The sequence below is a fragment of the Streptomyces sp. NBC_00873 genome, from assembly GCF_045207415.1.
GTDB lineage: Bacteria > Actinomycetota > Actinomycetes > Streptomycetales > Streptomycetaceae > Streptomyces.
The window spans coordinates 1,458,331-1,481,218 of record NZ_CP108803.1; the positions used below are offsets into that span (position 1 = coordinate 1,458,331).

General features: G+C 69.0%; 19 protein-coding genes, 1 tRNA gene and 2 pseudogenes. 9 read left to right on the forward strand and 13 right to left on the reverse strand.

Translation table 11 applies throughout. The annotated features are described in order from the left end of the window. Positions 1 to 593: 593 nt before the first annotated feature. Together ltrA and OH809_RS06830 are read left to right on the forward strand one after the other, a co-directional pair. A complete protein-coding gene (gene ltrA / locus OH809_RS06825; protein WP_406423233.1) occupies positions 594 to 2,399 on the forward strand; it encodes a group II intron reverse transcriptase/maturase in 1,806 nt (601 codons plus the stop codon). 104 nt (positions 2,400 to 2,503) lie between these two features. After that, positions 2,504 to 2,635: a hypothetical protein gene (locus tag OH809_RS06830; protein ID WP_406423232.1), complete on the forward strand. Its 132-nt coding sequence runs from the start codon at positions 2,504 to 2,506 to the stop codon at positions 2,633 to 2,635. A gap of 73 nt (positions 2,636 to 2,708) precedes the next feature. Here OH809_RS06830 and OH809_RS06835 read toward each other — a convergent pair whose 3' ends face one another. From OH809_RS06835 to OH809_RS06850, 4 genes are all read right to left on the reverse strand, one after another. Continuing rightward, entirely contained in the window at positions 2,709 to 4,052 is a 1,344-nt protein-coding gene (locus tag OH809_RS06835) for an IS630 family transposase (RefSeq protein ID WP_406417535.1), read from the reverse strand. A gap of 45 nt (positions 4,053 to 4,097) precedes the next feature. Further along, on the reverse strand, positions 4,098 to 5,219 hold the full coding sequence (locus OH809_RS06840; RefSeq protein ID WP_331743599.1) for an IS630 family transposase: 1,122 nt from the start codon (positions 5,217 to 5,219) through the stop codon (positions 4,098 to 4,100). A 95-nt stretch (positions 5,220 to 5,314) separates the two neighbouring features. Further along, complete coding sequence (locus OH809_RS06845) at positions 5,315 to 5,728, reverse strand: discoidin domain-containing protein (protein ID WP_406516233.1); 414 nt, start codon at positions 5,726 to 5,728, stop codon at positions 5,315 to 5,317. Beyond that, on the reverse strand, positions 5,688 to 6,089 hold the full coding sequence (locus tag OH809_RS06850) for a hypothetical protein (RefSeq protein WP_406425500.1): 402 nt from the start codon (positions 6,087 to 6,089) through the stop codon (positions 5,688 to 5,690). Before OH809_RS06850 ends, OH809_RS06845 begins: the two co-directional genes overlap by 41 nt. Before the next feature lie 455 nt (positions 6,090 to 6,544). Between OH809_RS06850 and OH809_RS06855 the strand changes: the two genes are divergently transcribed. From OH809_RS06855 to OH809_RS06880, 6 genes and pseudogenes are all read left to right on the forward strand, one after another. Further along, positions 6,545 to 7,720 carry an ROK family protein gene (locus OH809_RS06855; RefSeq protein ID WP_406423231.1) on the forward strand — a complete coding sequence of 392 codons (1,176 nt, stop codon included), beginning with the start codon at positions 6,545 to 6,547 and terminating at the stop codon, positions 7,718 to 7,720. A 418-nt stretch (positions 7,721 to 8,138) separates the two neighbouring features. After that, on the forward strand, positions 8,139 to 9,437 hold the full coding sequence (locus tag OH809_RS06860; RefSeq protein WP_406423230.1) for an ABC transporter substrate-binding protein: 1,299 nt from the start codon (positions 8,139 to 8,141) through the stop codon (positions 9,435 to 9,437). Between the two features lie 103 nt (positions 9,438 to 9,540). Next, on the forward strand, positions 9,541 to 10,497 hold the full coding sequence (locus OH809_RS06865; protein WP_406423229.1) for a carbohydrate ABC transporter permease: 957 nt from the start codon (positions 9,541 to 9,543) through the stop codon (positions 10,495 to 10,497). After that, positions 10,494 to 11,339 carry a carbohydrate ABC transporter permease gene (locus tag OH809_RS06870; protein ID WP_406423228.1) on the forward strand — a complete coding sequence of 282 codons (846 nt, stop codon included), beginning with the start codon at positions 10,494 to 10,496 and terminating at the stop codon, positions 11,337 to 11,339. Before OH809_RS06865 ends, OH809_RS06870 begins: the two co-directional genes overlap by 4 nt. Positions 11,340 to 11,409: 70 nt before the next feature. Beyond that, a complete protein-coding gene (locus OH809_RS06875; RefSeq protein WP_406423227.1) occupies positions 11,410 to 13,212 on the forward strand; it encodes a glycoside hydrolase family 35 protein in 1,803 nt (600 codons plus the stop codon). 47 nt (positions 13,213 to 13,259) lie between these two features. Continuing rightward, positions 13,260 to 13,388: pseudogene (locus OH809_RS06880) on the forward strand (hypothetical protein); the annotation flags it as partial. 116 nt (positions 13,389 to 13,504) lie between these two features. Here the strand turns inward: OH809_RS06880 and OH809_RS06885 are convergent. Further along, positions 13,505 to 13,592 (reverse strand) — tRNA-Leu (locus OH809_RS06885). 344 nt (positions 13,593 to 13,936) lie between these two features. Here OH809_RS06885 and OH809_RS06890 point away from each other — a divergent pair. Next, a pseudogene (locus tag OH809_RS06890) lies at positions 13,937 to 14,200 on the forward strand (DUF2254 domain-containing protein); the annotation flags it as partial. A 34-nt stretch (positions 14,201 to 14,234) separates the two neighbouring features. Here OH809_RS06890 and OH809_RS06895 read toward each other — a convergent pair. From OH809_RS06895 to OH809_RS06930, 8 genes are read right to left on the reverse strand one after another with little or no spacing between them, the layout of a single operon-like run. After that, positions 14,235 to 15,386 carry a sugar phosphate isomerase/epimerase family protein gene (locus tag OH809_RS06895; protein ID WP_406423226.1) on the reverse strand — a complete coding sequence of 384 codons (1,152 nt, stop codon included), beginning with the start codon at positions 15,384 to 15,386 and terminating at the stop codon, positions 14,235 to 14,237. 49 nt (positions 15,387 to 15,435) lie between these two features. Further along, positions 15,436 to 16,845: a nucleotide pyrophosphatase/phosphodiesterase family protein gene (locus OH809_RS06900; RefSeq protein ID WP_406423225.1), complete on the reverse strand. Its 1,410-nt coding sequence runs from the start codon at positions 16,843 to 16,845 to the stop codon at positions 15,436 to 15,438. Continuing rightward, positions 16,842 to 18,017 (reverse strand): metabolite traffic protein EboE, encoded by a 1,176-nt coding sequence (gene eboE / locus OH809_RS06905; RefSeq protein ID WP_406423224.1) that lies wholly within the window; start codon positions 18,015 to 18,017, stop codon positions 16,842 to 16,844. Before eboE ends, OH809_RS06900 begins: the two co-directional genes overlap by 4 nt. A gap of 4 nt (positions 18,018 to 18,021) precedes the next feature. After that, positions 18,022 to 18,870, reverse strand: a complete 849-nt coding sequence (locus OH809_RS06910; protein WP_406423223.1) for a TatD family hydrolase — start codon at positions 18,868 to 18,870, stop codon at positions 18,022 to 18,024. Then, positions 18,870 to 19,592 carry an EboA domain-containing protein gene (locus tag OH809_RS06915; protein ID WP_406425332.1) on the reverse strand — a complete coding sequence of 241 codons (723 nt, stop codon included), beginning with the start codon at positions 19,590 to 19,592 and terminating at the stop codon, positions 18,870 to 18,872. Before OH809_RS06915 ends, OH809_RS06910 begins: the two co-directional genes overlap by 1 nt. Next, on the reverse strand, positions 19,589 to 20,470 hold the full coding sequence (locus tag OH809_RS06920; protein WP_406423222.1) for a sugar phosphate isomerase/epimerase family protein: 882 nt from the start codon (positions 20,468 to 20,470) through the stop codon (positions 19,589 to 19,591). The genes OH809_RS06915 and OH809_RS06920 overlap by 4 nt, the downstream gene beginning before the upstream one ends. Beyond that, the gene (locus tag OH809_RS06925; RefSeq protein WP_406423221.1) at positions 20,467 to 21,684 is read right to left on the reverse strand and encodes an SCO3242 family prenyltransferase; all 1,218 of its coding nucleotides are present in this window, start codon (positions 21,682 to 21,684) and stop codon (positions 20,467 to 20,469) included. The genes OH809_RS06920 and OH809_RS06925 overlap by 4 nt, the downstream gene beginning before the upstream one ends. After that, entirely contained in the window at positions 21,681 to 22,799 is a 1,119-nt protein-coding gene (locus OH809_RS06930; RefSeq protein ID WP_406423220.1) for an inositol-3-phosphate synthase, read from the reverse strand. Before OH809_RS06930 ends, OH809_RS06925 begins: the two co-directional genes overlap by 4 nt. Positions 22,800 to 22,888 lie beyond the last annotated feature (89 nt).

Below are 22,888 nucleotides of genomic sequence, written 5' to 3' on the forward strand. Positions count from 1 at the left end.
GGGCTCGTTCCCGCCTCAGCGTGCGTTGCGAGTAATCGCGGGGTGCGAAGCCTGAGGAAGTGCCCAAGGATTCCCGTTCCATCCGGGGGTTACAGGCTGGGAAATGCCGGACGGGTGAATGCAAATGAACCCTTGATGATGCCTCGTCATGAGCACTCCCGCCGATGGGTTGTTCCAGCGGGAGATAGGGACTGGCCGTTGTAAATCGGCAGGCGCCGACCGGAGATATCTGACCGGTCGGGAGTGCACCGCCGTCCCCCGGGGTGCAGAGGGCACCCTCCCCGGAAGTATCTCTCTCATGCGGAACGTGACAACCCCGATGGAGTCCAGGCAATGCAATTCTGGCCTGGTAAGCCGACCGCAAGGAAGGCCCAACTCTCCAGCGGGCGCAGGAAGACCCAGCAAGCGAACGCCGGTGGCCGAAAGGCGGCAGGAAACCGGGAACCACGTGCCGACGCCTCCGTCGGCGGTCCCCGCATAACTGGCCGGATAGGGGCCGATGCCCCGACCTGAAAGGGTGCTGACGTGGGTCTGGTGAGCTTGTGAAGGCACGATGACCGAAGACACCGGAACCGAAGGGCAAGTTGGACGCCATGACGATTCAGACGGCCGACGCGGCTCCAGCCGCAGCGACCGACCTCGGCATGGCGAACGGACCGGAGGACGAGATCACCGACTGGCCGTCGATCGACTGGCGGAAGGTCGAGGACGACGTACGGCGTCTGCGGCAGCGCATCTTCACGGCATCGCAGGCAGGAGACCTGGCCAAGGTCAGGAATCTGCAGAAGTTAATACTCCGCTCCCGCGCCAACACACTCGCAAGTGTGCGGCGCGTCACGGAGGTCAACGCTGGCCGCAAGACGGCGGGGATCGACGGGAAAGTCGTCCTACTGCCCCAGGGCAAGGCCGAGCTGGCCGACTGGATGCAGCACGGCGCGGCCCCGTGGAAACCAAAGCCCGTCAGGCGGGTGTATATCGCCAAGGCGAATGGAAAACAGCGTCCGCTCGGAATTCCCGTGATCGCCGACAGATGCCTTCAGGCTCTGGCACTGAATGCATTGGAGCCCGAGTGGGAGGCACGGCTGGAGCCGAAGGTCTACGGTTTCCGTCCCGGCCGTGGCTGTCATGACGCGATCGTGGCCATCCACACGACGGCGTGCGGCAAGAACGCCAAACGCCTGTGGGTGCTCGACGCCGACTTGAAAGCGGCATTCGACCGAATCGACCACGATCACCTACTCGCGTCGCTGGGTTCATTTCCCGGAAGGGGAATGATCGCCGGATGGCTGAAGGCGGGCGTGGTGGAGAAAGGTTGGTTCACCCCCACGGTGGAGGGAACTCCCCAGGGCGGGGTGATCAGTCCCACGTTGTTGAATATCGCCTTGCATGGAATGGGAAAGGCCGCTGGAGTCCGCTACCAGACTCTCGGCAGCGATGCCGCGATTTTGGCGCGCGACTCCCCGGTCCTGGTCGTCTACGCCGACGACCTCCTCGCCCTGTGCCATTCACAGGAACAGGCCGAGGAGGTCAAGGCACAGCTCGCCGCGTGGCTCGCGCCCCGGGGACTGGCCTTCAACGAGGACAAGACGCGCGTTGTCCACCTCGATGAGGGCTGCGACTTCCTGGGGTTCAACATCCGACGCTATCGCGGCAAGTTGCTGACCAAGCCGAGCAACGCGGCCCTGCGGCGGATCCGGGAACGGCTCGCCGCCGAGGTGCTGGCCCTGCGAGGGGCCAACGCCGACGCGGTGATCGCCAAGCTCAACCCGATCATCAAGGGCTGGGCTGCCTACTACCGGATCGGAGTGTCCAAGCGGGCGTTCAACTCGCTGGACGCCTACGTGTGGAGACTGGTCTACAAGTGGGCCAAGTTCTCCCACGCGAACAAGTCGAAGCGCTGGGTGACCGACCGGTACTTCGGCATGTTCAACCCGTTCAGGCAGGACAGGTGGGTGTTCGGGGACCGCACCAGCGGTTTCTACCTCTACAAGTTCGCCTGGACGCCGATCGTCCGGCACCGAATGGTGCCAGGAACGGCGTCGACCGACGATCCCGCCCTGGCCGACTTCTGGGCCAAGCGGCGCCGCCGCGGCAAACCCCCGCTGGGCAAAGGCACCCTGCACCTGCTGCAGAAGCAGGAAGGCCGATGCCCACTCTGCGGAGGGCTGCTGCTGCACGCCGACCACGAGCCGCAAACCCCCGACCAGTGGGAACAGTGGCTCAAGGTCACCCGCACCGCGATCCGCAAACACGCGATCAACGCTGATGCGGGCAACGGCAAGCCGGACAAACCCGCCGCCCCACGCCTGATCCACACCCACTGCCACCGTCGGCTGACCACCGACACCGGCAAGACGCCAGCACTTCTGACCAACCCGCGAGCCATAGAGCTTGCTTGAGCCGGTTGCCTGGAAATCGGGCACGGCCGGTTCTGAGGGGGGACCGCTGCAGCAATGCAGCGGTCCTACCCGACGAGCTGTTCTTCTCCGTCCTGACCCGCCGCGTGCTGCGACACGGTGACTTCTCCAGCCGCGATGACCTCATCGACAAGCTGGAGAGTTACGTCATCGGCCGCAACGAGACCGCGAAGCCGTACAGATGGACCTATGACGGCAGCCCACTCAAGACCGCCTGATCAGACCCAACACCCCTCCACGAACTTGCGCGGGGCAGCACTAGTGTTCTGCGCCGCAAATGTCGACTCTAAATTAGTGTCGTGATTTCTTGACTGTCGGGTTGATCTTTTCCAGGTAGTCGGCGAGGGAGTTGAGGATCTCGTCGGCGCTCTTGGTCCAGGTGAAGGGTTTGGGGTTCTCGTTCCAGGTCTGGATCCAGGCGCGGATGTCGCGTTCCAGTGCCTGGATGGAGGTGTGGACGCCGCGGCGGATGAGTTTGTCCGTCAGCAGGCCGAACCAGCGCTCTACCTGGTTCATCCATGAGGAGCCGGTCGGGGTGAAGTGGACATGGAAGCGGGGGTGCCGGGCCAGCCACTTGCGGATCTCGTCGGTCTTGTGGGTGGCGTAGTTGTCACAGACCAGGTGCACATCGAGCTCCCCGGGCACAGCTTTGTCTATCGTGATCAGGAACTTCTTGAACTCGGTGGCCCGGTGGCGCCGGTGCAGGGCACTGATGACAGTTCCGTCAGTGATGTTGAACGCGGCGAACAGGCTGGTAATGCCATGCCGCAGGTAGTCGTGGGTGCGGCGCTCGGGCATGCCCGGCATCATCGGCAGGACGGGCTGGGACCGGTCCAGTGCCTGCACCTGCGACTTCTCGTCCACGCAGAGCACCACGGCCCGCTCGGGCGGGTTGTGGTACAGCCCGACGACATCGACGACCTTCTCCACAAACTGCGGGTCGGTGGACAGCTTGAAGGAGTCCTGCAGATGCGGCTTGAGGTCGAACCTCTTCCAGATCCGCCCGATGGTGGACTTCGACAGACCGCTGTGCTCGGCCATCGACGCACGCGACCAGTGGGTGTCGTTCTTCGGCGTGGATTCCAGGGTCGCCACCACGATGTCCTCGACCCGGTCGAGCAGGACCGACGGCGGCCGGCCCGGACGCGGCTCATCAGCAAGCCCGTCGAGCCGGTCCTCAACGAACCGGGCACGCCAGCGGTTCACCGTCGCCTGGGCGACACCGAGTTCGGCCGCCACCTGCTTGTTCGTCCCGCCCTCCGCGCAGCGCAGCACGATCTTCGCCCGCAGCGCAAGGAACTGGGCCGTCTTCGCCCGCCGAGCCCACCGGGTCAACTCCGCCCGCTCGGCCCCGGTGAGCACGAGTCCGGCCTTGGGCCGCCCGGCCCGCGGCTCGTCCGCAAGACCGGCCAGCCGCCGGACCGCGAACCGGCCACGCCACTTCGCCACCGTCGCCGACGTCACCTCGAACTCCGCCGCCACGGCCGCATTTGACGCACCCTCCGCACAGACCAGAATGATCCGCGCCCGCTCCGCCAGCTTGGACGACACCGCCCCGGCAGCCCACCGAGACAACTCGGCGCGCTCCTCACCGGACAGAACAATCTCCACAGCACGCGGACCAGAAGGCGACATACAAACACTCTACATACTTAGAGTCGACATTTGCGGCGCAGGACACTAGTGTCCTGCGCCGGAGATCCGTTGGCAGAAGCGGGCGAGTGAGTCGAGAATCTCTTCGGCTGTCTTGGTCCAGATGAACGGTGTTGGGTTTTCGTTCCATTCCTTGACCCAGGATCGGATGTCGGCTTCCAGGGAACGTACGCTTTTGTGTGCACCGCGGCGGATCTTCTGGTCGGCGAGGAAGCCGAACCACCTCTCCACCTGGTTGATCCAGGACGAACCAGTAGGGGTGAAGTGCAGGTGGAATCGGGGGTGCTTGGCCAGCCATGCTCTGATGGCGGGTGTCTTGTGGGTGCCGTAGTTATCGCAGATCAGGTGGACCTGGAGGTGCCCAGGAACCTCCTTCTCGATCTTGATGAGGAACTTCTTGAACTCCGCTGCCCGGTGCCGACGGTGCAGCGAGGTGATGACCTCGCCGGTCGCGACGTCGAAGGCCGCGAAGAGGGTGGTCAGACCGTTACGGACGTAGTCATGGGTGCGACGCTCGGGCATGCCCGGCATCATCGGCAGCACCGGCTGGGACCGGTCCAGCGCCTGGATCTGCGACTTCTCGTCCACCGACAGCACCACCGCCCCTTCGGGCGGATTGAAGTACAGCCCGACCACGTCGTAGACCTTCTCCACGAACAAGGGGTCCGTCGACAGTTTGAAGGTGTCCGTCAGATGAGGCTTGAGATGGAACTTCCGCCAGATTCGGCCCACGGTCGATTTCGACAGCCCACTGCGTTCGGCCATCGACTTGCGCGACCAGTGGGTGGCATTCTTCGGGATCTCCTCCAGCGTGCTGACCACGACCGCTTCCACCTGGTCGACGCTGATGGTGGGCGGCCGGCCCGGCCGGGGCTCGTCCACCAACCCGTCCAGCCGGGCGGCCAGGAACCGCCGACGCCACTTGCGGACCGTGTCCGCCGCTACCCGCAGATCCCGCGCCACCACAACAATCGGCGGAACGTCAGGGCCTGCACACGCCAGCACGATCCGCGCCCGTAACGCCACCGCCTGCGCAGACGTCGCCCGCCGGGCCCAACGCTCCAACACCGCACGCTCGTCAACGGACAACAACAACGGTTCCAGCTTCGGACCACGACGCGGTGCGGGCACACCCGCAGAAACACTCATACAGGTACTAACGACGGATCTCCGGCGCAGGACACTAGAGGCCACCACCTGCTGCCGCACCAGTCGACGTGGATGAGGGCCTTGCGTCGGGGCCTTTATGCCGGTGTGCCGTAGAGGATCACCTCGGCGATGCCGGCGATGGTTTGGGCGCCACCGCCGCTCACCTGGGTGACGACCACACGGATCTGGCGCACGTCCTTTGCGGTGCAGACCTCGGGAAGGGTGTACTGGCCGGCTCGGGTCAAGCCGGAGAACACCGTGTTCCAGGTGGCTCCGTCAGTGGAGGTCTGCAGGTCGAAGGTGTACCAGCTGCTGTCCTTGCCCCAGTGGATGCGCACACCGTTGAGATTGTGGGCGGCGGTCAGCTCCGCGGTCAGTGTCTGGGGAACTGCCGGGGAGGAGGCGCTCCACCCGGTGCCGAAGGTGATGTCCTCGTCAAAGGCTTTGGCGGGTTCGAAGCCGGCGGCGTTACTGGACGCGGTGACCGTCTTGATCTGCTCGCGGGCGATCTTCGGGCCGGGATCGGCCGGGGGGCGTTGCCACCTGGCGGTATCGCGCCGCGAAGACGTCGTACGCCGAGGAGGGCCGTTTGGTCTCCAGTCGCATCGTGTGCGGCACCGATACAGCGGCCCACGCCCAGTCGTTGAATTCGGGCTGGTGAGCATCTGGGGCATCGTCACGCCAGAATGCCCAGTTGGTGTTGAAGTTCAGCACTCGACGCCCGCCCTCGGCGGATTCGACGAGACGTGGCGCCACCGCACCGGCCGGCTCGGCGCCGGCCTGTCCGGCAGGCACCAGCGCGACGCCCATACCAGCCAAGCCTGCTGCAAGCACACCCCGGCGTTTCATACCGCTTCTGTCTTCGATCATCGATTCCGCCCCAGGAAGGAACAAGAGTCAACACCCTTGGCGTGGGCGGCCTTTGACGGTCGGAGGCCACCGAAGCATTCGGCCCCGTCATCGGCGGAGACCTGCCGGGACAGGTTGCGATGTGGCCGTGCACCGTGTCGTGCACGAAGACATGGATCCGGCCGTGCGGGTGGTCGGGCATCTCGCTCGTCTCGGCGCCGCGGGCTCGCGGCCGCACACCCGCCCGGCACCCGGAGGATCGAACAGGCGCCCAGTCGGCAGGGGCGCCCCGGAGGCGTCGTCGTGGAGGTGGAGGCGCGGGCCTCCTGGTCCGTGCCTCGCTTGCGCGGGCCTGGTGCGTTCCAGGGGCACCGAGGGTCGGATCCTGCTCCCTTGAGTTCTTTTCTTGACACACGAAAATATCTTCGCCAAACTCACGCCATCAGTGAGGTAGCAAAGCGATGGGGAGGCATGACGTGACCGCCTTGACGGCTCTGGTCCCGGATCAGACAGGAGCCGAGATCTTCGCCCAGGTGCTCACCGCGGGCCCGATCTCGAGAACGGTGATCGCGCAGCGGCTCGGGCTGTCGCCCTCCACGGTCACCCGGCTGCTCGCGCCGCTGATCGAGGGCGGCTATCTGAGCGAGACCGGGCAACAGAGCGCGACCGGTCTGGGGCGACCTCAGCGCCTGCTGCGGGTCAACACCGAACAGCACCTGGTCGTCGGGATCCAGATCGCGCGCACACACGTCGCGGCTGTGCTCACCGACCTCGGCGCCCGTCCGCTGCTCCGCCTGGAGCATGTGCTCGATTCCCTGGAGCCGGCCCATGTGCTCTCGGTAGCTGCAGACCTGACGGCTCGGCTCATCGCGGAGGCGTCGAGTGCCGAGGCAAAGGTGCTGGGTGTCGGTGTCGGCGTGGGCGGCCATGTCGACGCGGCGAGCGGCGTGTGCCGCTCAGCGGTTCGGCTGGGCTGGACCGACGTAGCCGTCGCGGCTCCGCTGAGCGCGGCGACCGGGCTTCCGGTGGTGGTGAACAACGACGTCAACGCCCTTGTTATTGCCGAGCGTTGGTTCGGAGAGGGGAGGGAGGTCGACTCGTTCGCCGTGGTCTCGGTCGGGCGCGGCGTCGGTGGCGCGCTGATGCTCCATGGAGTCCTCCACTCCGGCGCCGGTGGACTGGCCGTCGAGTTCGGGCATCTGCCGATCGACCCGAATGGTCCCGACTGCGCCTGCGGCAACCGGGGCTGCGTGGAGGCGTTGGCCTCCTCCGATGCGGTGCTGCGGATGTTCCGCGAGGCCGGTGGCCGGCCCGAGGCCGACTACGACGCCGTTGTGGAGCTCGGGCGGTCGGGGTCGGAGGTCGAACGACGTGCCGCGCTCGATGCGTTCGCCGTGGCCGGCGACGCGCTTGGACGCGGACTGGCATGCCTGTGCAACCTGCTCAACCCGGGACTGATCGTGATCGCGGGAGAAGGCGTGGTGGCCTATGAGCACTTCGGGCCGGCCATGACTGCGGCGTTGGAGCGCCACGCCGTCTCCACCGCGGCCCGCGACTGCGTGATCAAGGTTGATGAGGCAAGTGAGACGTTGTGGGCGCGGGGTGCCGCCTGTCTGGTCATCAGGGAGAGCGTCCGTGCCCGGTTGTCCTGAGTGACCGCCCCGTCCCGCCTCCTTCGCCGAAAATCCCGGAGCCGCCGTGCGAAGCCGATAAGACATGAATCATTGCGGAGAGAGCCGCCGCCGCCGGAATTCAAATGACGCGAGATTCGACGCTCACCCCCTGACGTCGTCCGCCGGTTATTGCTCGGCCGAATTCTGTTGATGCGCCGAAACACACCCCACTGTTCCCTGAATCTGCAGGTCAGCACCGCGGGTTGGCGAAGTATGCCCTGAAACTGAGCCGTCTGCATTGCACTGAAAAACAGCGTGCAAGGGTATTGACCAGCCCGCCGTGATGCGCTGAATAATTCTCAGTAATTCCCGAACGTGATTGTTCGATGCCTTCTCCGGTCTCGTCTCTTCTGCTTTATCCGCCATCCCGTCATCACGGCCGTCCCATGAGGAAGTCATGCGTACGTTCACATCCAGATCCGCCGCCGGTGCGGCAGCCCTCTCCTTTGCCCTGCTGGTGACCGGATGTTCCAGCTCCGGCGACACCGGCGATTCGTCGCAGGCCGGACCGGTGTCGCTGGAGTTCTGGGGCTGGGCCCCGGGCTACGACAAGATCACCGCCCAGTGGAACGCTGCCCACCCGGACGTCAAGGTGACGTTCAAGCAGATCCCGTCCGGTGCCAAGGGCGGCTACGACCAGATGACCAACGCGATCACGGCGGGCAAGGCCCCGTGTCTGGCGCAGGTCACCTATAACGACATCCCGTCGATGCTGGTCAAGAAAGCACTGATGGACATCACCCCGTACGCCTCCGGCGACACCGGCAAGTACCTGGACTGGACCGTCGCGGCGTCCTCGGCCGGCGGCAAGATGTACGGCATCCCCGTCGACACCGGGCCGATGGCCCTGTACTACCGCACCGACCTGTTCAAGAAGTTCGGCATCGCCAAGCCCCCCGCGACCTGGGACGAGTACGCCGCCGACGCCGCCAAGGTCCACGCGGCCGACCCGAAGGTCGCCTTCGGCACCGCGCCCCAGGACGCCTACGACATGGCCGCGTTGACCTGGCAGACCGGTAAGTCCTGGTTCGGCACGCAGGGCGAATCCTGGCAGGTCTCCATCGACAACCCGGGCACGCAGCAGGTCGCCAAGTACTGGCAGGACCTGAAGGACAAGAAGTTGGTGATGAACAACGGCAACGCCTGGGACCCGACCTTCGACAAGGCGTCGGAGGCCGGCAAGGTCATGACCTTCGTCAACGCCGCCTGGGCCGTCCCGGGCATCAAGGGGGACCTCAAGGACCTCGCCGGCAAGTGGGCCGTGGCCCCGATGCCGACCTGGACCGCAGGCGACCGGACCAGCGCGAACTCCGGCGGCTCCGCCACCTCCGTCCTGACCGGCTGCAAGACGCCCAAGCAGGCCGCGCGGTTCGCCGCGTTCCTGTCCAGCGACCCGGACGCGGTCAGCACCGGCATCAAGATCGGCGGCCTGTACCCGGCGGCGAAGGCAGCTCTGGACAACCCGCTGCTGTCCCAGGGCGACCCCTACTTCGGCGGACAGAAGATCTACGACGTCTTCAAGCAGTCCGCGGCGAACATCCCCACCACCTGGGTGGTCGGGCCGACGTTCGGTCAGGTCGAGGCGGACTACTCGGACGCGATCGGCAAGGGCGGCTACACCCAGGCCACCGCCACGGTTCAGCAGAAGACGGTCGAGAAGATCAAGAGCCTGGGGCTCTCCGTGACCGGCGGCTGATGTCGAGGGGACGTCAGGTCGCCCGAGGATTCCCGCGGTGCCGCTCGAGGGTGCGGCGCCGCGGGGCCCCGTCCATACCGCAAGCGCGCGAGGAACGAACACTATGAGCACCCAGACAGCATCACCGCCCGCACCGGCGCCTCCGCGCGTGGTGGCAGGGCCGAGCCGCCACCACCGCCGCCGGACCGCGCTGAACGCCGCCGGGTTCCTGGTTCCGTTCGGCGTCCTGTTCACCGCGATGATGCTCGCACCGATCGGCTACGCGATCTATCAGAGCTTCTACCAGGTCCAACGCCAGGGCCTGTTCGGCGGTGCGCAGACCACGCGGTTCGCGGGCTTCGACAACTTCTCCAGCGCCCTCCACGACGGCGACTTCATAGCCTCGCTCGGCCGGGTGGCACTGCTCGGTGCCTTCCAGGTGCCGGTGATGCTCGGGCTGGCACTGGCCCTCGCACTGCTGCTGGACTCGCGCTCGGCCCGATTCAAGAAGACCTTCCGGCTGACGTTCTTCCTGCCCTACGCGCTGCCCGGTGCGATCGCTGCGGTGATGTGGTCGTTCCTGCTGGTCAAGGACCTCTCGCCGTTCACCGGGCCGCTGTCGGCGATCGGCATCCACACCGACTTCCTGTCGGCCGGCTGGATCCCGGTGTCGATCGGCAACATGATCACCTGGGGTTGGACCGGCTACAACATGCTGATCATCTACTCGGCGCTGCAGGCCGTGCCCGGCGACGTGATCGAGGCCGCGACCCTCGACAACTGCACCGGCTGGCGCCTGGCCTGGTACGTCAAGATCCCGATGGTGCGGCCCGCCCTGGTCCTCACCACGGTGTTCTCCATCATCGGCACCGCCCAGCTCTACACCGAGCCGGCCGTACTCGCGGCCGCTCGCATCCCCGGCGCCTCCAACAAGTTCAGCCCGATCATGAACACCACGCTCACCGCCTCCCAGGCGGACCAGCACCTCGCCGCCGCCGAATCGGTCCTGCTGGCCCTCGTGACTCTGATCCTCTCCTTCGGGCTCCTGAAGTTCACTCAGCGAAGGACGGCCGACGCATGACCACCACCCGCAGCCCGCTCACCAGCCGCCTGGTCGTCAACGCCCTGCTCGGTCTGATGGCCCTGTACACCCTCATCCCGCTGTGGTGGCTGTTCGTCTCGGCGACCAAGGGCGAGGGGTACCTCCACCAGGGCAGCCCGCTGTGGTTCTCCCACTTCGACCTGGGCGGCAACCTCGGCCGCGTCTTCTCCTTCCAGGGCGGGGTCTTCTCCTCCTGGCTGGCCAACAGCGCGCTGTACAGCCTGGTCGGCGCGGCGGTCAGCACGCTGCTGTCGGTCATGGCCGGGTTCGCCCTGGCCAAGTACCGGTTCCGCGGCCGCGAGACGATCTTCAACGTGATCCTGGCCTCGGTGCTGATCCCGGCGCCGATGTTCGCCCTGCCACTGTTCCTGATGCTGGCCGAGCTGCGGCTCACCGACACCTACTGGGCCGTCCTGCTCCCCAGTTTCGTCAGCCCCTTCGGCGTCTACCTCTCGCGCATCTACGCGTCGGCTTCCGTCCCCGACGAGCTGCTGGAGGCGGCGCGCATCGACGGCGCCGGTGAGCAGCGGACCTTTTTCCGCGTCGCGCTGCCGGTCATGGCCCCGGCCCTGGTGACGATCTTCCTGTTCCAGTTCGTCAGCGTCTGGAACAACTACCTGCTGCCCGCGCTCATGATCAACGACGCCTCCAAGCTGCCGGTCACCGTCGGCCTGGTCCAGTGGCGCTCGGAGTTCGCCAACGGCGTCCCGCCGATGCTCCCGATCACCGGGGCGTTCGTCTCACTGGTCCCGCTACTCGTCGCCTTCGTCGCACTGCAGCGCTTCTGGCGCAGTGGTCTCACCGCAGGCGCCGTCAAGTGACCGCAAACCCCACCGACCCAGGCGGTGCCTGGCGCCGCACACAAACAACGACGACCGAGAGCAGCCACGTATGAGCACGCGACCCGACCTGTCCGTTGACGGCCACCGCTTCCTGCGCGGCGGCCGCGAGCACCGCGTGGTCTCCGCCGCCGTGCACTACTTCCGCATCCACCCCGGGCTCTGGCACGACCGGCTGCAGCGCCTGCAGGCCATGGGCTGCAACACCATCGAGCTCTACATCGCCTGGAACTTCCACCAGCCCGCCCCCGGCCCGGCCCGCTTCGACGGCTGGCACGATGTCGCCGCCTTCATCCGCGAGGCCGACGCGCTCGGCCTCGACGTCATCGCCCGCCCCGGCCCCTACATCTGCGCCGAATGGGACCTGGGCGGACTCCCGGCCTGGCTGCTCGCCGACGAGTCGATGCGCCTGCGCACCGCCGACCCCGCCTACCTGGCCGCGGTCGACCAGTGGTTCGACCAGCTGATCCCTGTCCTCGCCGAACTCCAGACCTCGCGCGGCGGCCCGATCGTCGCCGTCCAGGTCGAGAACGAGTACGGCAGCTACGGAAACGACAAGGCCTATCTGGAGCACCTCAAGGACGGCCTGCTCGCGCGGGGCATCGACTGCCTGTTGTTCACCTCCGACGGCCCGGAAGCGCGCATGCTCGCCGGCGGCACCCTCCCGGGCGTGCTGGCCACCACCAACTTCGGCTCGCGCCCGGCCGAGGCCTTCGACGCCCTCGCCAAGTTCCAGCCCGACGCGCCGCTGGTGTGCATGGAGTTCTGGAACGGCTGGTTCGACCACTTCGGCGACCCCCACCACGTACGGGACAGTGCGGACGCCGCCGAGGCGCTCGACGGGATCCTCGCCGCGGGGGGATCGGTCAACATCTACATGGGCCACGGCGGAACCAACTTCGGCTGGTGGGCCGGCGCCAACCACACCGGCAAGACCCTCGCCGACCCCGGCTACATGCCCACGGTCACCAGCTACGACTATGACGCGCCGATCGGCGAGGCCGGTGAACTGACCGAGAAGTTCCACGCCTTCCGCGAGGTCATCGGCCGCTACGTGCCGCTGCCGGCCAGGGAGCTGCCCGTCCAGCCGGCGCGGGTCGACCCGCAGACCGTCCTCGCCACCCGGGTGGCGGCCCTGAGTGACAGCCTGGACCTGCTCTCCGTGGCGACGCACCGCCCCGCGCCCGAACCGATGGAGAAGCTCGGCCACCATCGTGGGCTCGTCCACTACCGGCACCGCATCACCGGGCCCGCCGGTCCGGCCACGCTGACCGTCGACGGCATCCGGGACCTGGCGCAGGTCTTCCTCGACGGGCACCTGGTCGGCGTGCTCGAACGCGACGCCCCGTCTCCGACCGTCGAGCTGTCCGTCCCCGAGGGTGGCGCGGAGCTGGAGATCCTCGTCGAGCCCTTCGGCCGGGTCAACTACGGCCCCCACCTGGCCGACCGCAAGGGCCTGGTCGCAGGCGTGCGCCTGGACTACCAGCACCTGTTCGGCTGGGACATCCGCGTGCTCCCCCTCGACGACCTGGCCGCCCTGCCTGCCGCCCCGGCCGCCGGGACCGGCGATGGCCCCGCCTTCCACCGCGCCGTCGTCGACCTGCCCGAGGCGGCGGACGCCTTCCTCGCCGTCCCGGGCAGCGACCGCACCCTGGTCTGGCTCAACGGCTTCCTCCTCGGCCGCCTGCGGACGGAGAAGGGCCCCCAGCGCACCCTTTACGCCCCGGCGCCCCTGTGGCAGGCGGGCGGCAACGAAGTTCTGGTGCTGGACCTCGCCGGGGCCGCCGTGCCACTGTCCGTGGAACTGCGGTCCGCGCCCGACCTCGGGCCAGCCGCGTCAGCACCCCAGTACTGACACCGCTGTACCGCCCGAACGAGACATCACCATCCAGCGGGCACGGAGGAGCGATCAGCGGCGGCGGGGCGACCTCGCGGCTGCTGATCGACTACCCCGAGCCCCAGCGCAGCCAGGTGCTCGACTACCCGATCAAGCCCGGCTACGGCGCCTCGCTGCACATGCTCAAGGTCGATACCTGGTGCGGGCCGACTCGGCCTGTCGTCCCTGGTCTGACCAGGGGATTCGCTGGGCCATTGGTCACGCCACTGCCCAGAAATGCAGAAAACCCCTGATGAACAGGGGTCTCAGCTGGTGTCCGAGGGGGGACTTGAACCCCCACGCCCGATAAAGGGCACTAGCACCTCAAGCTAGCGCGTCTGCCATTCCGCCACCCGGACTAGGTGATCGGCCCCGGTCTCCCGCGGCGACAAAGAAAACAATACCAGGGGTTTGGGGTGCCTCTCACCTGCATATTCGGTGGTCAGTGGGGTGTGGCGGGCATACGGAAGCGGTGGGCCTGGCGCGTGTACGGTCTGTCGTCGTTCGCGCACGTGCAGTACGTCCGGCGGATCGCCAGGCAGGTTCCGGCTGCCGCGAAGACCATCGGGCCGGCGTCGCCTCCATGAGTGATCGCGGCTATCGGCGGCCCCGTGCTCTGTCCCCCTTGCGTGAGCATCTGCGCGATACGTTCTGGTTCGCTCCGACGGTGGGCCTGGTGTGCGCCTTCGCGGTGTGGTGAGCGGTGCGGCTCGTGGAGGAGGGGCCGGGGTGGTCCGATCTGGTGGATCTTGCTTTCGAGGAGATCCGGTGGTGCGCAACGAGAAATCCGCAGGTGTCGCGGCGGATACCGGCCGGCATCGATGACCTGCTGGTGTTGGCGCCGGAGGACCGGAAAGGCGCGCTGGTCAGGCACCGTACGCTCCTGGTGACGGCGGTGGAGCGCACGGTGCCTGACGTCACCGGGCGGGCGTTTGCGCTGTTCCCCGGTGTCAGGAATTCGGGGTGAGGCGCGGTCCGCCCCTCCGGTGCCGCCGATGGTCCTACTTGCGCAGCGCCGCCAAGTTGTCGTAACCGATCCGCGCATGGTTCAGGGACTGCGCGGGGACGGTCGAGCTCGGGGCGTTGTCCTGCTCGACCATCGGGTTGTGGTAATTCTTCGCCCCGACGCGGCGGAAGAACGTCCGGTAGTCGATGGCCCCGGTACCGAAGGGGACCATGTCGTAACCGTTGCCGCTGTTTGTGTTGACGATGCCGTCCTTGGCGTGGAACAGCGGGTAGCGCTTGGTGTTGCCGCGGACCAGTGCCGCCGGGTCGAAGATGTTCTCCTGCTGCGATCCGTCGTGCGCCGTGTAGGTGTGGAACTTGTACTGAGCGACATGCGCCCAGAAGATGTCCATCTCCAGCCATACGGATTTCGGGTCGGTGACCTGAAGGAAATACTCGAGCTTGCGGGTGCCGGAGCTGCGCGTGGGGCGGCCCTGTGCGTCCAGCGGACCGCCGTCGAGCAGGAAGCCGTAGGCCGCGTCGTGGTTGTGGGTGTACAGCTTGATGCCCGCATCCTGAGCGATCTGTCCCAGCGTGTTCCACTTGTCGGCGGCCACGTCCCAGTCGGCACGGTAGGCACTGCCGGTGGGGTCGCCACCGGTGCCCATGTGTTCCATGCCCAGGATGTTCGCTATCTCGAGGTGAAGCTTGAACCGGTCCAGGTCGCTCTGGTTCAGCGGCCAGGACGACGGGATGAAGCCGTGGTTGCCCTGGGCGCGCAGACCGTACTCGTCCAGCCACGAGCGCAGCAGCTTCGCGCCTTCCACCGATTCGAGGTTGCTTCCACCGGGTGCGTTGGCGTGCTGGCCGTACCCGGCGAACTCGACCTGCTGGTAGCCGTAGCGGGCCAGCTCCCCGAAGACCTCACGGAAGCCCGAGGGAAGGTCGGTGGTGAGCGGATCCCGGCCCGTGGCATCGCGCACGGTGTACAGGATGATTCCTCGTCTGTCCGCCGGGACCAGAGCCAGGCCGACACCCTGCCCCTGGTCGGGGGCGGGCTGGGCAAGGGCCGGCGACGCGCCGAAGGCGGGCGCGGCGATCGCCGCTGCCGCAGCGGCCGTGCACGTGCTCAGAAAGCGGCGGCGACTGACGCCGAGGCTGCGGCGCAGGGCGCCGTCCGTTCCGGATTCGTCGTTGTACGCGGTCACGGTCTCTCTCTTTCTCGAAGATGCTCGAAACGCTGTGCACGGACCGATCTCATGCGAGGCCGGCAAGCGTGAGGAGCAAGGACTTCACTTCGGTGGCCCGGACGGGTCCGGTGAACGCGTGGGGGGTGGAGCAGAGGATGAGCGGACCTTCCTCGTCGCTCATGGGGAGGCGGCCGTGGCTGCCGCGAATGGGTGACGGGTCGAGGGGCACGACCGCCATGCGGTAGCGCATGCCGAGCTTCTTGCGGGCCACGGCGGTGGCCGCCTTCACCCGGACGTACGGGTCCTGGGGGTCCAGGAAGAGTTCGACCGGGTCGTAACCGGGTTTGCGATGGATCTCGACGAGCTGCGCGAAGTCGGGGGCGCGCGCGTCGTCGAGCCAGTAGTAGTACGTGAACCAGGCATCCGGGTCGGCGACGGCGACAAGCTCGCCGGAGCGCGGGTGGTCCAGGCCGTGGGCTTTCTTGCCCTCGTCGTCGAGGAGCTGTTCGATGCCCTGGACGTCCTGGAGAGCTTCACGGGTCGCATCGAGATCCTCGGGACGGCGTACGTAGATGTGGGCGAGCTGGTGGTCGGCGACGGCGAAGGCACGGGAGGCCATCGGGTCCAGGTACTCCATGCCGTCCTGGGTGTGGACCTCCAGCAGGCCGGCGCGGCGCAGTGCCCGGTTGATGTCGACCGGACGGTCGACGCGGGTGATGCCGTACTCGGAGAGCGCGACGACGGTGCGCCCCTCGCGGCGGGCGTCGTCGAGCAACGGGGCCATGGCCCGGTCGAGCTCGGCCGCAGCCCGGTACGCGCGGGGGTCGTCGGGCCCGTAGCGCTGCAGGTCGTAGTCGAGGTGCGGCAGGTAGCACAGGGCCAGGTCGGGGTGGCGGGTGTCCAGGATGTGCCGGGTCGCGTCGATGATCCACTGCGAGGAGACGAGGTCGGCGCCGGGTCCCCAGAAGTGGAAGAGGGGGAAGGTGCCGAGCTTCTCGGTGAGTTCGTCGTGCAGGGCGGGCGGCCGGGTGTAGCAGTCGGGTTCCTTGCGGCCGTCGGCGTAGTAGACGGGGCGCGGGGTCACGGTGATGTCGGTGTCGGCGCCCATCGCGTACCACCAGCAGATGTTGGCGACGGTGTAGCCGGGGTGAGCGCGGCGGGCGGCGTCCCAGAGCTTGTCCCCGGCGACGAGGCCGTTGTGCTGGCGCCAGAGGAGGACGTCGCCGAGCTCGCGGAAGTACCAGCCGTTGGCGACGATGCCGTGTTCGGCCGGGGTGGTGCCGGTGAGGAAGGTGGACTGGGCGGCGCAGGTGACGGCGGGCAGCACGGTGCCGAGGGTGGCGTGGGTGCCGGACTGCCCGAGGGATGCGAGGTGCGGCATGTGGTCGAGGAGCCGGGGGGTGAGGCCGACGACGTCGAGGACGAGGAGGGGTGTGGGGGCGCCGGTGGGTGACGTGCCCGTTTCGACCGGTGTCATGGGAGCTCCTTGAGGCCGAGGTCGACCAGGAGGTCGCGGGCGAGGGTGAGTTCGGCGGCGATGCCGTCGGCGAGCTGGGGCCGGCTGCGGGGACGCAGCTCGGCGGGGAGCGCCTGCCAGGTGTACGTCTCGACCTCCAGGTGACGGGTCAGCGGCCGGGCTCCGCCGACCAGGCGGGTCAGCGTGGACTGGAGCACCGGGAGGGTCGAGGTGAGCGGTGGGGCGGGGGGTGCGTGCAGCGGGACGTGGAAGTGGGCGCGCCACGGGGTTCCGTCGGGCAGTGCCCGGCCGGTGACCGCCTCGTCGAGATCGTCGGTGCCGCGCAGTCCGTGCGTGGTGCGGGTGCGGGTCTGGTGGAGGAAGCGGGGTTCGGCGAAGGCCGCGAGCGCGGTGCGTACCTCGGGGAGGTGCGGGTGTTCGGCGTGGAGTGCGGCGGAGAGCTGGACCTTGGCGACCTGGACGCCGGCTGCGGCAAGGGCGTCGATGGCGGTGTCCGGGTCCTCGAAGGAGGTGGCCAGATGGCAGGTGTCGATGCAGATGCCGATGCGGTCGTGTCCGACGGCGGCGAGCGGTGCGATGGCGTCGGCGGTGGTCTCGACCGTGCAGCCCGGTTCGGGTTCGAGACCGATCCGGATGGACTTGCCGGTCATCTCGGCGAGGACGTCGAGCCGTTCGGCGAGGGTGGCGAGCGCGGTGTGCGCGGTGCGGGCGGCTTCCGGGTCGCCGGTGTACGGGGTGCGCCAGGCGATCGGGAGGGTGGAGATGGTGCCTTCGGTGACGTCGTCGGGGAGCAGGGTGGCGAGCAGCCGGGCGAGATCGGTGGTGTGGGCGAGGCGTTCGGGGTCCGTCCAGTCCGGCTTGTACACCCGGTACTTGACCTCTTCCGCGCCGAACCCCTCGTACGGGAAGCCGTTCAGGGTGACGACTTCGAGGCCGCGGCGGTCGAGTTCGGCGCGCAGGGAGCGCAGCTGGGCGGGGTCGTTGATCAGGGTGTTCGCGGCGTCCCTGGCGAGCCAGAGGCCGATGCCGAGGCGGTCGCGGCCGAGTCGTCTGCGGACGGGTTCGCAGTGGTCGCGCAGCTGGGCACGGACCCCGTCCAGGGTCTCGGCGGGGTGGACGTTGGTGCAGTAGGCGAGGTGGACGGTGGAGCCGTCGGGGTGGCGGAAGCGCATCGGGTCACTCCCCGCCACGGAGAATGGAGTTCCCCTCGTGGAGCGGATCGGGGGTGGCGAGGTCGAGTTGGAGGCGGCCGCTCTGGCCGTAGAAGGCGACGGGGTTGCGCCAGAGCACCTGGTCGACGTCGTCGTCGCTGAACCCGGCGGCGAGCATGGCGTCGCCGACCTTCCGGGTCTTGAGGGGGTCGCTCCTGCCCCAGTCGGCGGCCGAGTTGACCAGGATCCTCTCGGTGCCGTGGGTCTTGAGGATCGCGATCATGCGGTCCTCGTCCATCTTGGTGTCGGGGTAGATGGAGAAACCGGCCCAGCAGCCGCTGTCCATGGCGTCCTTCACGGTCGTCTCGTTGAGGTGATCGAGCAGGACCCGCTCCGGGGGAAGGTGGGATTCGCGGATCACGTCGACGGTGCGGTGCAGACCGGCGAGCTTGTCACGGTGCGGGGTGTGGACGAGGGCGGGCAGCCCGTGGTCGGCGGCGAGCTGCAGCTGGGCGGCGAGGGCGGTGTCCTCGGCGGGGGTCATGGAGTCGTAGCCGATCTCACCGACGGCGACGACGGAGTCCTTGACGAGGTAGCGGGGCAGGGCGTCCAGGACGGGGGTGCAGCGGGGGTCGTTCGCCTCTTTGGGGTTGAGGGCGAGGGTGCAGTGGTGGGCGATGCCGTACTGGGCGGCGCGGAAGGGTTCCCAGCCGAGCAGGGCGTCGAAGTAGTCGAAGAAGCTGGCGGGTGAGGTGCGGGGCTGGCCGAGCCAGAAGGAGGGTTCGACGAGGGCGCGGACACCTGCGTCGTACATCGCCCGGTAGTCGTCCGTGGTGCGGGAGGTCATATGGATGTGGGGGTCGAAGATGCGCATCAGGACTCCTCCGTGGGGGCGGCTGGTGTGGGGGCCGTGAGGGCGAGGGCGTGGCGCAGGTCGCCGGGGACGGCGCGGCCGGCGGCGCTGCGTTCGGCTGCGAAGTCGCGCAGCATGCGGGCGAGTTCCGCGTCGCCGCGGGCACGGTGGGCCAGTTTGTCGACGGCCTCGACGGGGACGCCGGTGAAGAGGCACTTGAGGACGGCGTGGCGCCAGTTGTGCGTGTCGAGATGGGCGGCGGCGTACGGGCCCACGGCGGCGGCGACCAGCCGGGTGTCGTTGGTGCGCAGGGCGTCCTCGACGAGGTGGAGGGCGGTGGGGCCGAGGTCCAGCCGGTGGAGGGTGAGGAGGACGGCGCGCCGCTCGGCGGCGGTGCCCTGTTCGTAGAGCCTGGTCACGGCAGGGAGAGCGGCGCCGGCTTCGAGGAGCAGCAGGGCGCGTACGGAGTCGGCGTACTCCAGTCCGCAGTGCCGGCCTGCGGCGGCGAACCGCAGCTCCCACGGAGGTATGGCGTACGGGCCTGCGGGTGCGGTGTCCTCGTGGTCGGCGGCGTGCGCGGCCTCGGCGAGGGCCTCGTCGAGCCAGGCGCGTGCGGCGCCGCCGAGCCGGGTGTCGAGTTGCCCACGGGTCAGCAGCGGGGGCGTCTGCGGCGAGGCCGGCGCGGTCGGCGGCGAGGCCGGCGCGGTCGGCGGCGAGGCCGGCGCGGTCGGCGGCGGGGTCATCGGCATGACGTCGCTCCCTTCTGGAGTCTCGACGGGATGCGGGAGCGGAGGAAGTCGAGGGAGGTGCGGGCGAGTTCGGGGCCGGCGTGGGAGTGGCGGGGCAGTTCGACCACGGTGAGGCCGCGGTATCCGGTGTCGCCGAGCGTGTCGAGCGCTTCGAGCACGGGCGGGAAGTCGATCTCGCCGTCGCCGAACGGCAGATGCTCGTGGATACCCCGGCGCATGTCCTCGATCTGGACGTGACGCAGCCAGGGTGCGGCGTCCCGGACGCAGTCCGCGGGTGAGGACGGCTCCAGGCACTGGCAGTGGCCGATGTCGAGGGTGAGCCCGAGTGGTTCGGGGTCGCCACTGAGGATGCGCAGGTGGTGGAAGTCGGAGAGATCGGCGAGGAGATGTCCGGGTTCGGGCTCGATGGCGAGCGGGACGCCGGTGCGGTCGGCGGCTACGAGCACCGGCGCCAGGGCGTCGGTCAGCCGCTGCCAGGCCGTATCGGGCGTGGTGTGGGGTGGGGTGATGCCGCTGAAGCAGTGCACGGCGTGGGCGCCCAGGTCGGCGGCAACTTCGACGGCCCGGACCAGGAGCCGGGTACGGGCGGCGCGGGCCTCCGGGTCCGCGTCGAGGAGGGACGGGCCGTGCTTGCGGCGCGGGTCGAGGACATAGCGGGCACCTGTCTCGACGGTGACACCCAGCCCGAGCTGTTCGAGTCTGTGCGCCACGCGGCGGGTGCGTGCGGCGAGGTCCGGGGCGAGGGGGTCGAGGTGCATGTGGTCGAGGGTGAGGCCGACGCCGTCGTACCCGAGGCCCGCGAGGAGCGCGAGGGCGTCGTCGAGGCGGAGGTCGGTGAGCCCGTTGGTGCCGTAGCCGAGGCGGATGGTCATGTGGGGCTCACCTTCCGGGCGAGTGTGCGGGCGAGAGGGACGAGCCCCATGACGGCGAGCCCGGTGCCGGCCGCACCGGCACGGGCGGCGAGCGCGGCCTGGAGCGGGATCATCGCCCGGATGCCGCTGCCCACGGCGCGCTGGGTCAGCGGCGGGGACGGGTTCAAGGTGGCGTGGAGGAGCGGCTCGGCGGCGGTCCGGAGGTAGGCGCCGGTGAGTGCGGTGAGGAGGATGCGGGGCGAGGCGGGGGTGGCCGCGGGTGCGGATGCTCCGGGTACGGGACGGTGGCTGCCGCCCGACGCGCCTCTTCCCGGGACCGGGGTCACGTCCGCGGACCCTCGCTGCTCGCGCGCCGCGGTTGCGCCGAGCGCGAGGACCGCCGCGAGCGCGGAGAGGGGCGCGACGGTGGAACCGCCCTGCGCCTCGTGGCGCGAGACGGCGGTGACGGCGTAGGTGTGCGCCCCGAGCAGGGCGGCGGCGGGGAGTGCGGCGCGCAGCGGGAGGGCTGCTTGCCGGGACGGCTCTCCTTGGCGCGGCTGCGCATCCCCGGCTGCTTTCGCCATGGCGCGGCCGCCCCTGCCGACGAGCCGGGCGATCGGTCCGCGGCGCCGCTTCCCCGCGGGTCCCGGCATGGGCGCGGGTGCCCGGACGGGGCCGGCCGCTGCGGCGGGCGCGGTGCCCATGCGCGTACCGGATCCAGATCCTGTCGATTGCGGCTCGGGCAGTGCCCCGGCACCGGAGTGCCCCGGCTTCGCGCCTGCCCCCCATGTCGCGGTGGCGCCCAGCAGCAGGTCCAGGGCACGCGCCGTGGCCATCGCGGCCGGGCCCGCCTGGGTGTGTTTCAGGTGGAGGTCGTAGGCCCAGACCGTTGCGGCCAGGCCGGTGGCCACCGTCAGGGCCGGGCGGCCGGCGCGGGCGGCGAGGGTCAGGCCCGCGGCCGTCAGCGCGCCTGCTGCCGTGAGGGCCGCGCCCGGGGTGATCCGGCCCGAGGGGATCGGGCGGTGCGGGCGGTCGATGGCGTCCTCGTCGCGGTCGGCCCAGTCGTTGAGGGCCATGCCCGCCTCGTAGAGGCAGAGGGAGGCGCCGACGGCCAGCGCGGTGCCGCGGCCGGGACGCCGTCCGATGGCCGCCGCCCCGGCGAGTGCGTCCCCGGGGACGGTGAACAGCGCCGAGATCCGCAGCAGCTCGGCCCAGGCCCGTACGGTGGCTGTCACTTCTCCCCCCGCAGCCGCTCGGCGAAGGCCAGCAGCGCCATGTACTGCTCGAACAGTGCGGCGGGGCCGCCGTCCGGGTCCTTGAAGTAGAAGCCGAGTTCGGGCCGCGGGCCGGTCAGGCCCACCTCCTGGGCGCGGGCGAGCAGCCGCGCCAGGTCGAGGACCAGGGGGGCGGCCAGCGCCGAGTCGCAGCCCTGCCAGGTCGTCTGGAGGACCATGCGGGCGCCGAGGAATCCGTCGAACGCGATGTGGTCCCAGGCCGTCTTCCAGTCGCCGAGCGCGGGCACGTCGTCGATGTGCACCTCCCCCTCGGGCGCGGCGCCGAGCGTGTCGGCGAGGACGCGCTCCTTGCCCGCGTTCTTGGCCGCTGCCGCGCCCGGGTCGGCAAGCGCCGCTCCGTCCCCGCCGCCCAGCAGGTTCGTGCCGGACCAGGCCCGCACGGGCAGGGCGCGTTGCACGAACATCGGGGCGAGTACGGAGCGGAGCAGCGTCTGGCCCGTCTTGCCGTCGCGGCCTGCGTGAGGAAGTCCGCAGTCCGCGACGGCGTCCTGGAGCGCGGGAGCGCGCAGTCCGGTGGAGGGGGTGAAGTTGATGTAGGGGCAGCCGGCCCGGAGCGCGGCGGCGGCGTAGAGCGAGCTGGCGGGCAGCCGGTTCTCGCCGGGTTCCGGGACGGGTTCCGTCGACGCGACGTTGACGACGACCGTGCGGGTCAGGCCGCCCCGGCGGCCGAAGTCGGTGAGGTCTGCGGCGAACGCGGCGATGAGTTCCTCGTCGGTGCGGGTGTCACCGGGCAGCGGGCCACCCGGGCGTATCTCGGCGTCGGCGGCCGCGAGTTCGGTCCGTACGGCGGAGGGCAGCCCATGTGGAAGCACTCCCCCGGCGGCCAGTGCCTCCGCCCGTTTGGGGAGCGGACAGCCGATGGTGTCGTGTCCGCCGAAGACCAGGGAGGTCAGCGCCGGCAGCCCGCTGCCGGCGAACGGCGCGGTCTCGGTGACCATGCCTGCCGCCGGGTGGAGCCCCGCCGCGACGGCCGCGCAGCCCGCCGTGGCGGTGGTGGCGACGGAGCCGCGTGCTCCGATGAACCAGACTCCGGTACGAACGGGATGTGCTGACACGGGCTGCCTCCCTGGCTGGGGATCCTGGCTGGGCAGTACAAAGTGAGCGGCGCTGATCGAATCGAGGCGGACAAGGGTGAGGGTGAGGG